The sequence below is a fragment of the Streptomyces sp. NPDC006544 genome (genome assembly GCF_040611715.1).
GTDB lineage: Bacteria > Actinomycetota > Actinomycetes > Streptomycetales > Streptomycetaceae > Streptomyces.
Genome location: NZ_JBEXOV010000173.1, coordinates 1 through 8,846 on the forward strand (window position 1 = coordinate 1; position 8,846 = coordinate 8,846).

Annotated in this window: 6 protein-coding genes; all 6 read right to left on the reverse strand. The window is 71.1% G+C overall.

Annotated elements, in window-relative coordinates; all coding sequences use genetic code 11:
* Positions 1–75: 75 nt before the first annotated feature.
* Entirely contained in the window at positions 76–1,281 is a 1,206-nt protein-coding gene (locus tag ABZY44_RS36725) for a GNAT family N-acetyltransferase (protein WP_356661738.1), read from the reverse strand.
* Positions 1,282–1,353: 72 nt separating this feature from the next.
* Positions 1,354–2,658, reverse strand: a complete 1,305-nt coding sequence (locus ABZY44_RS36730) for a YncE family protein (RefSeq protein WP_356661740.1) — start codon at positions 2,656–2,658, stop codon at positions 1,354–1,356.
* Positions 2,659–2,797: 139 nt separating this feature from the next.
* Positions 2,798–3,961, reverse strand: coding sequence for an XdhC/CoxI family protein (locus tag ABZY44_RS36735; protein WP_356661742.1), 1,164 nt, complete (start codon positions 3,959–3,961; stop codon positions 2,798–2,800).
* A 99-nt stretch (positions 3,962–4,060) separates the two neighbouring features.
* Complete coding sequence (locus ABZY44_RS36740; protein WP_356661743.1) at positions 4,061–5,524, reverse strand: NCS2 family permease; 1,464 nt, start codon at positions 5,522–5,524, stop codon at positions 4,061–4,063.
* A 368-nt stretch (positions 5,525–5,892) separates the two neighbouring features.
* A complete protein-coding gene (locus tag ABZY44_RS36745) occupies positions 5,893–8,298 on the reverse strand; it encodes a molybdopterin cofactor-binding domain-containing protein (protein WP_356661745.1) in 2,406 nt (801 codons plus the stop codon).
* Positions 8,299–8,300: 2 nt separating this feature from the next.
* Positions 8,301–8,846, reverse strand: a 546-nt coding sequence (locus ABZY44_RS36750) for a (2Fe-2S)-binding protein (RefSeq protein WP_356661747.1), incomplete at its 5' end; no start/stop codon positions are given.

Sequence of the window (8,846 nt, forward strand, 5' to 3'; positions counted from 1 at the left end):
CGGTCTCCAGCTTGATGCCCTCGGCCGCGAGCTGTGCCAGGACGTGCTCGACCACGCTGCGCCGGATGTCGGGGGTCAGGAGCGCGTCGAGGTCGCCGCCGCGCCCGGGGTGTGCTCCACCACCAGGGCGGCCGCGACCAGTTCCACGGCCCGGGTCCCGCCGAGGTAACAGGCCGCGAGCTCCCGTACGTCCAGGGTCAGATCCGGCGCCCGGCCGGCGGCGGGCTCGTACGCCGCGCCGCCCGGCCCCGCCTTCAGGCGGAAGAGCCCCGCGTTCGCGGGCAGCCGTGCGTCGGTCAGCTCCAGTACGAGTTCCACGGGCGCGGCCCACGACCGCGCGGTCAGCGCCGCCGCCACGTCGACCAGGCGCAGCCACAGCGCCGGGAACGCGCCGGTGACCCTGACCTGGTCCCGGTCTGCGGCGAAGTGGAGCAGCGGGTCGTCGGCCGGGCGGCCCCAGGCGTGGACCCTGCCCGTGAGGTCGAGGGAGGCCACGCACTCCCACAGTGCGGCGGCGACCGCCGGGGTGTCCGCCTCCAGCTCGTAGACCCGGACCAGGCCCGGGGTGCGGTCGGGACCCGCCGCCGCCCCGGTGGACTCGGGCTTGGTGCGGTAGAGGACGTAGCCGGCGACCGGCTCGCCCGGGTCCCCCAGAGCGATGATCCGGGGCGGGCTGAGCTCGTCGTCCTCCTCGTCCTCCTCGGTGAGCCACTCCTCGGTCCAGCGCCAGCCGGTACGGGCCGGCCGCCCGGCCCGGGTCGCGCGGGCCGCCTCGTGGTAGGGGCCGACGACGGCGACCGCGTCCTCGGGGTCGACCATCCGCAACGGCCGCCGGTCCGCCTCGATGCGCAGGGCCAGCGGCCTGCTGGAGTCGATCTCGATGGTGGCGCCCTGGGTGGCGCCGCCGTAGCCGAAGCGTCCGTAGATGGCGGACTCGGAGGCCCACAGGGCGGCGATCGGGCTGCCGGCCGAGGTGGCGCGGCGCATCATCTCGCCCATGAGGGCGGTCAGTACGCCCCGCCGGCGGTGGGTCGGGGCAACGGATACGAAGGTGAGCCCGGGGCAGGGCAGGTCCGCCCCGGGCACCGAGAGCCGGAAGTCGTGCGCGGCCATGAAGCCGACGACCCTTCCCCCGTCGTAGGCCCCGATCCGCACGCAGTGGCGGAGCATCTCGTGGTGCCGTGCGCGCCCCTCCTTCCCGGGGCGGTCGTGGAACACCAGGTAGGCGAGCTCCAGAGCACGGTCGATGTCTGCCTCGGGTACCTCGCGGATGTCCAGCATGATCCGGAGACTAATCGGTCATCGCAGACCAGTCACCCCATAGTGGCCGGATATGCCCGCTCGAGCGCCGGATCAGCGCGCCACCGGGCCGGTCCAGCCGGCCGGGACGTGCGCGAGCCGCACCCGCTGCGGATGGTCGCCGACGGGCACCGACACCCGCTTCGTGCCGGTCGCGAAATCGATGGCCGTGACCTGGTCGGCGCCGCTCTCGGAGATCACGCAGCCGGTGCCGTCGCCGTCGACGGTCGCCCAGTAGGGCTTGGCGGCGGGCACGAGCGGCCCCTCGGCGAGGGTGGCCCGGTCCACGACGGTCGCGTAGTCGTCCATGGTCCCGGCGATGCAGAGCTTGGCCCCGTCCGGGCTCATGGACATGCCGTGGTGGCGGGAGTCGTTGACCCAGGTGGTGCGGTCGGTGCTGGTGGCCGGGTTCTGGGGGAGGGTCTTGATCCGGGTGATCCGGTCGGCGGCCACGTCGTACTCGACGAAGCCGTTGAAGAAGGACACCTGGAAGTAGAGCTTCGACTCGTCCGGGCTGAAGGAGACCGGCCGCACCGCGTCGGACAGGTCGGAGCGCCCGAAGGCGTCGAGGCGCGACCTCATGTCGATCACCCGGACCGTGCGGAAGGTCTGCGTGTCGACGACGGTGATCTTCCGGTCCCCCTTCGTCCAGTCCAGCCAGGGCGCGTCGAGGGCGGAGGTCACGTCACCGATGGAGCTGTTCCAGAGGTAGCGGCCGCCCTGCGTGAAGGTGTTCTCGTGCGGCTTGTCGCCGGTGGTGAAGGAACCGACCTGGCGGCCGCTCGCGATGTCGAGGACGTGCACGGTGTTGGCGGTGGAGGCGGAGACGGCGACGCGGGTGCCGTCCGGGGAGACCGCCATGTGGTCGGCTCGGTAACCGGCCACGGGGAAGCGCCAGTTGATCCGGCCGGTGCGGACGTCGATGGAGACGACGTCGGCGAAGCTGGGGCGGGAGGCGACGACGGCGGAGCCGTCCGGGGTGGTGTACATGTCGTCCACGAACTGGTCGTGGCCCTCGCCCGCCGTGGCCCGGATGCCCAGGAAGAAGCCGAGCTTCACCGGGTTGAGGTAGATCTCCCGGAGCCGCTCCTCCTTGTCGGGGACCATGTCGATCCGGCCCACCTTCGCCAGGTCGCCGGTGGAGGCGAGGACGTCGGCGGTGCCCTCCCAGTTGTTCCCCACGAACAGCACCTCGCGCGGCGCGGAACCGGTCGCGGTCCCGGCGGCGGCCTCGGCCCCGGCGGCGGAGACGGGACCCGCCAGGAGCGCCGCCGAGGCCAGGGCGGCCAGTACGGCCAGCGACGCGGTGGTCGCCGAAGCGGAACGGCGGCGGCGGGTGCGTAAGGAAGCGGCAGACATCAGATCGGCTCCGTAGCGGGGAGAGACTGTTACCGGCCGGTAAGATAGGGGGAACGCCGGAAGGGCGCAACCCCCAGGGGGTCGCGCCCTTTTCCCGTGTGCCGCACGGCCGGCCGGCTCGCCGGGCTCGTCGCGTCCTTCAGGCGACGGAGCCGATCCGGCTGACCAGCGTCGCCGAGGCGTCCGGGTGGATCGGGATGTGCGCGCCGGTCAGGGACGCGCCCGTACCGCCGCGCCGGTTGGCGACGATCTCGGCGGCGATGGACAGCGCGGTCTCCTCCGGCGAGCGGGCGCCGAGGTCCAGACCGATCGGGGAGCGCAGCCGGGCCAGCTCGAGCTCGCTCACGCCGACCTCGCGGAGCCGCTTGTTGCGGTCCTCGTGCGTCCGGCGGGAGCCCATGGCGCCGACGTAGGCGACGGGAAGCCCGAGGGCCAGCTCGAGGAGCGGGACGTCGAACTTGGCGTCGTGCGTGAGCACGCACAGAACGGTCCGGCCGTCGACCGCCCCGGCCGAGGACTGCTCCTCCAGATAGCGGTGCGGCCATTCGACCACGATCTCGTCCGCTTCGGGGAAGCGGTTCTTCGTGGCGAAGACCGGCCGTGCGTCGCACAGCGTCACCCGGTAGCCGAGGAACTTGCCGATCCGCACGAGGGCGGACGCGAAGTCGATGGCACCGAAGACGATCATCCGCGGCGGCGGGACGCTGGACTCGACCAGCACCTTGAGCGGCTCTCCGCAGAGCCGGCCGTCGGCGCCGATCTCCAGCACGCCGGTCCTGCCCGCGTCGAGCAGGGCGCGGGCCTCCTCCGCGACGGCCCGGTCCAGCTCGGGGTGGCCGCCGAACCCGCCCTCGTGGCCGCCTTCGCCACGGACGAGCACGGCGCGTCCCATCAGCTCGGCGGGGCCGTCGGTGATCCGCGCGAACGCCGCCGCCTCCCCCCGGGCCGCGGCGGCGAGCGCGGCCGCGAACACCTCCCGTGCGGGAGAGCCCACGGGGACCGGGGTGATCAGGATGTCGATGATTCCGCCGCAGGTCAGACCCACCGCGAAGGCGTCGTCGTCGCTGTAGCCGAAGCGTTCCCTGACGGTCTCGCCGTCTTCGAGCGCCTGCCGGCACAGCTCGTAGACCGCGCCCTCGACGCATCCGCCGGAAACCGAGCCGATGGCCGTTCCCCCGCCGTCCACCGCGAGGGCCGCACCGGGCTGGCGGGGTGCGCTGCCGCCGACCGCCACGACCGTGGCGACGGCGAAGTCGCGCCCCTGCTCGACCCACCGGTTCAGTTCCTCGGCGATGTCCAGCATGGGGGGCCTCCTCGGAGGGGTTCGGTTTCCAGTATCGGATGCGTGGAGGTTTCGAGCAGGGGCCGGGCCCGGTCGGACCGGGCCCGGCCGCTCTCGCTGTTACTTGACCCCGAGCCACGACTCGATGGGGTGGAGCGCGAAGTAGACCACGAAGATCACGGTCAGCACCCACATGAAGGCACCGATCTCGCGGTACTTGCCCTGCGCGACCTTGATGGCCACGTAGGAGATCACACCGGCGGCGACGCCGGCCGTGATCGAGTAGGTGAACGGCATGATCACCACGGTCAGGAAGACCGGGATGGCCGTCGCGCTGTCGGCCCAGTCCACGTGGCGGGCGTTCTGCATCATCATCGCGCCGATGACGACCAGGGCCGCGGAGGCGACCTCACCCGGGACGATCTGCGTGATCGGGGTGAAGAAGAGGCAGGCGGCGAAGAGCAGCCCGCTGACGACGGAGGCGAGACCGGTACGGGCTCCCTCGCCGACGCCCGTGGCGGACTCGACGAAGACCGTCTGGCCGGAGCCACCCGCGATGCCACCGATGGCGCCACCGGCACCGTCGATGAACAGCGCCTTGGACAGGCCCGGCATGCGGCCCTTGTCGTCGGCGAGCTTGGCCTCGGTGCCGACGCCGATGATGGTGGCCATCGCGTCGAAGAAGCCGGCGAGCACGAGGGTGAAGACGATCATGCCGACCGTCATGACACCGACGTCGCCCCAGCCACCGAACTCGACCTTGCCGAAGAGCGAGAAGTCGGGCATCGAGATCGCGGAGCCCGAGAGCTCCGGAGCGCCGTTCTTCCAGGCCTTCGGGTCGATGTCCACGACGGCGTTGAGGAGGGCGGCGAGGACCGTTCCGCCGACGATGCCGATCAGGATCGCGCCGGGGACCTTGCGGGCCTGCAGCATGAAGATCGCGAGCAGGGTCACGCAGAAGAGGAAGACGGGCCAGCCGGCGAGCTCACCGGCCGCACCGAGCGTCACCGGAGGGGCGAACTCCCCGCCGTTGCCCACGAAGCCGGCCTTCACGAGGCCGATCAGGGCGACGAACAGGCCGATGCCCATGGTGATGGCGTGCTTGAGCGCGAGGGGGATCGCGTTCATGATCATCTCGCGGAGGCCGGTGACGACCAGGAGACAGATTACGACGCCGTACATCACGCACATGCCCATGGCCTGCGGCCAGGTCATCTGCGGCGCCACCTGCGAGGACAGCACACCGGACACGGACAGGCCGGCGGCCAGCGCGAGCGGGACCTTGCCGACGAAGCCCATGAGGAGCGTGGTCAGGGCGGCCGCGAACGCGGTGGCGGTGATCAGGGCCTTCTGGCTCATGACGTCTCCGGCGACGTCCTTGCCGGAAAGGATCAGGGGGTTGAGCAGCAGGATGTACGCCATGGCCATGAAGGTCGTGAGACCTCCACGGACTTCGTTCCCGACGTTGGATCCACGCTGCGTTATGTGGAAGTACCGATCGAGCCAAGACCGTCCGGCGGGGGGACGAGAGCCGTCGCCGGCCTCTTCCGCACTGGTCCTGGGCTCCACAGACGACTGGGTCATGGTGCCTAACTCCCAAGGTTCAAAGGGGCACCCGCATAAAGACTGGAGACACGGGATTTGGGAAATGCCGTTGGCTGCACGACCCGGGGTGACGGCCCGAGGCGACGCGAAGGTGCACTGCGTGTACTGCGGGTACTGCGGGGGTTCTGCGGTACTGCTGGTACTGCTGGCCTCGCCGGGGGGTGATGGGTTCGGCCGGGGGTGGTTCAGGGGTGTTGCCGGTGAAACTGACCGCGAGCGGTGCGGTGCTGATGACTCCGGACTTCCGTGCTCCGGGCGGTACGACTGGAAGTGTGACGTTCCCGTGTCGCACCGCCCGGAAATCCAAGGGTGGTCCGGGGGCCTCGCGGCCCCCGGACCATGCCGTCCTAGAGGGTGCCGGTGAGCAGTTCCGGACGGATCGGCGTCTTGTTGATCTCCAGACCGGTCGCCGCCCGGATCGCCGCGATGACGGCCGGGGTGGACGAGAGGGTCGGGGCCTCGCCCATGCCGCGCAGGCCGTACGGGGCCTTCGGGTCGGCGAGCTCCAGGACGTCGACCGGGATGGTCGGGGTGTCGAGGATGGTGGGGATCAGGTAGTCCGTGAAGGAGGGGTTGCGCACCTTCGCGGTCTTCGGGTCCACGATGATCTCTTCCATGATCGCGACGCCGAGGCCCTGGGTGGTGCCCCCCTGGATCTGGCCGACCACGGAGAGCATGTTGAGCGCCTTGCCGACGTCCTGGGCGGTCGCCAGCTCGACGACCTTGACCAGACCCAGCTCCGTGTCCACCTCGACCACCGCGCGGTGCGCGGCGAACGTGTACTGGACGTGGCCGTTGCCCTGACCGGTGACCAGGTCGAACGGGACGGTCGGGTGGTGGCGGTACTCGAGCTCGAGGTCGATCGCGTCCTCGCCCTCCAGGATGTCGGCAATGTCCGCGAGGACCTCGCCGCCGTCGGTGACGACCTTGCCGCCCTCGAGCAGCAGCTCGGCCGTGGCCCACGCCGGGTGGTACGAGCCGTTCTTGCGGCGGCCGATCTCCAGCACTGCCTCGCGGACGGCCTCACAGGTGTTCTTCACGGCGCCACCGGTCATGTACGTCTGCCGCGAGGCCGACGTGGAACCGGCGGAGCCGACCTGGGTGTCGGCCGGATGGATGGTCACCTGCGTGACGCCCAGCTCCGTACGGGCGATCTGCGCGTGGACGGTGATGCCGCCCTGGCCGACCTCCGCCATGGCCGTGTGGACCATCGCGACGGCCTCGCCGTTGATGACCTCGAGGCGCACGCGGGCGGTCGAGTAGTCGTCGAAGCCCTCGGAGAAGCCGACGTTCTTGATGCCGACCGCGTAGCCGACGCCGCGGACGACGCCTTCACCGTGGGTGGTGTTGGACAGGCCGCCGGGCAGCGCGCGGACGTCCGCGTTCTCGCCGGCGGTCTCCCACTGGCGCTCGGGCGGCAGCGGGCGGGCCTTGACCCGGCGCAGCAGCTCGGCGACGGGCGCCGGGGCGTCCACGACCTGGCCGGTGGGCATGACCGTGCCCATCTCCATGGCGTTCAGCTGGCGGAACTCGACCGGGTCCATGCCCAGCTTCTGCGCGAGCTTGTCCATCTGGGCCTCGTAGGCGAAGCAGGCCTGGACGGCGCCGAAGCCGCGCATCGCGCCGCAGGGCGGGTTGTTCGTGTAGAGCGCGATCGCCTCGATGTCCACGTCCTCCAGGACGTACGGACCGACCGAGAGGGAGGAGGCGTTGCCCACGACCGCCGGGGAAGCGGACGCGTACGCGCCGCCGTCCAGGACGATCTTGCACTTCATGTGCGTGAGCTTGCCGTCCTTGGTGGCGCCGTGCTCGTAGTAGAGCTTCGCCGGGTGGCGGTGCACGTGGCCGAAGAAGGACTCGAACCGGTTGTAGACGATCTTGACCGGCTTGTTCGTGGCCAGCGCCAGGAGGCACGCGTGGATCTGCATCGAGATGTCCTCGCGGCCGCCGAAGGCACCGCCGACACCCGAGAGCGTCATGCGGACCTTCTCCGGCGGCAGGCCGAGGACCGGGGCGATCTGCCCGAGGTCCGAGTGCAGCCACTGGGTGGCGACGTACAGCTCGACGCCGCCGTCCTCGGAGGGCACGGCCAGGCCGGACTCCGGGCCGAGGAAGGCCTGGTCCTGCATGCCGAAGGTGTACTCGCCCTCGACGATGACGTCGGCGCGCTTGCGGGCCTCTTCCACGTTGCCGCGGATGATCGGCTGGCGGTGCACGATGTTCGGGTGCGGGACGTGGCCGATGTGGTGGTCGTCGCGGTTCTCGTGGATCAGCGGCGCGCCCGGGGCGAGGGCCGAGGCCTCGTCCGTGACGAGCGGCAGCTCACGGTAGTCGATCTTGATCTTGGCGGCCGCGCGGCGGGCGGTCTCCGGGTGGTCGGCGGCCACGAGGGCGACCGGCTCACCGTGGTGACGTACCCGGCCGTTGGCGAGCACCGGGGTGTCCTGGATCTCCAGGCCGTAGTTCTTCATCTCGGCCGGCAGGTCGTCGTACGTCAGCACCGAGTAGACGCCCGGCATCGCCAGGGCCTCGGAGATGTCGATGGAGACGATCTCGGCGTGGGCGACGGTGCTTCGCAGGGTCTGGCCCCACAGCATGTCCTCGTGCCACATGTCCGAGGAGTACGCGAACTCGCCGGTCACCTTGAGGGTGCCGTCCGGGCGCAGCGTGGACTCGCCGATGCCGCCCTTGGTGTGCTTCTGCGTGACGTTGGTCGGCGTACCGGCCGGAACCGTGCGCGTGTTCTGAGCCATGGTCAGACCGCCTCTGCCTGACGGGCGGCCGCGAGGCGGACCGCGTCGAGGATCTTCTCGTAGCCCGTGCAGCGGCAGAGGTTGCCGGACAGGGCCTCGCGGATGTCCTGGTCGGACGGGGAGGCGTTCTCCTCCAGCAGCGCGTCGGCCTGGACCAGGAGGCCCGGGGTGCAGAAACCGCACTGCACGGCGCCGGCGTCGATGAACGCCTGCTGGATGGTGGAGAGCTCGCCGCCCTCGCCGGTCTGCGAGTCGCCGGCCCGCCCGTGGGCCTGCCACTGCTTGGCCGCGTCCAGGGAGACGCCTCCCTTGGAAGCGCAACCGCCGCCGGTGCCGCAGGCACCGCCGTGGCCGTGCTCGTCGCGCTGCTTGGCGAACTCCGCCAGGCCCTCGACGGTCACGACGTCGCGGCCCTCGACCTGTCCGGCCGCGACCAGACAGGAACAGACCGGAACGCCGTCGAGGCGGACGGTGCAGGAACCGCACTCACCCTGCTCGCACGCGTTCTTGGAGCCGGGCAGGCCGAGGCGCTCGCGCAGGACGTACAG

Coding starts and splice junctions, on each gene's coding strand:
- ABZY44_RS36735 (WP_356661742.1), bottom strand. CDS start 3,961: ATGCTGGACATCGCCGAGGAACTGAACCGGTGGGTCGAGCAGGGGCGC.
- ABZY44_RS36730 (WP_356661740.1), bottom strand. CDS start 2,658: ATGTCTGCCGCTTCCTTACGCACCCGCCGCCGCCGTTCCGCTTCGGCG.
- ABZY44_RS36740 (WP_356661743.1), bottom strand. CDS start 5,524: ATGACCCAGTCGTCTGTGGAGCCCAGGACCAGTGCGGAAGAGGCCGGC.
- ABZY44_RS36725 (WP_356661738.1), bottom strand. CDS start 1,281: ATGCTGGACATCCGCGAGGTACCCGAGGCAGACATCGACCGTGCTCTG.
- ABZY44_RS36745 (WP_356661745.1), bottom strand. CDS start 8,298: ATGGCTCAGAACACGCGCACGGTTCCGGCCGGTACGCCGACCAACGTC.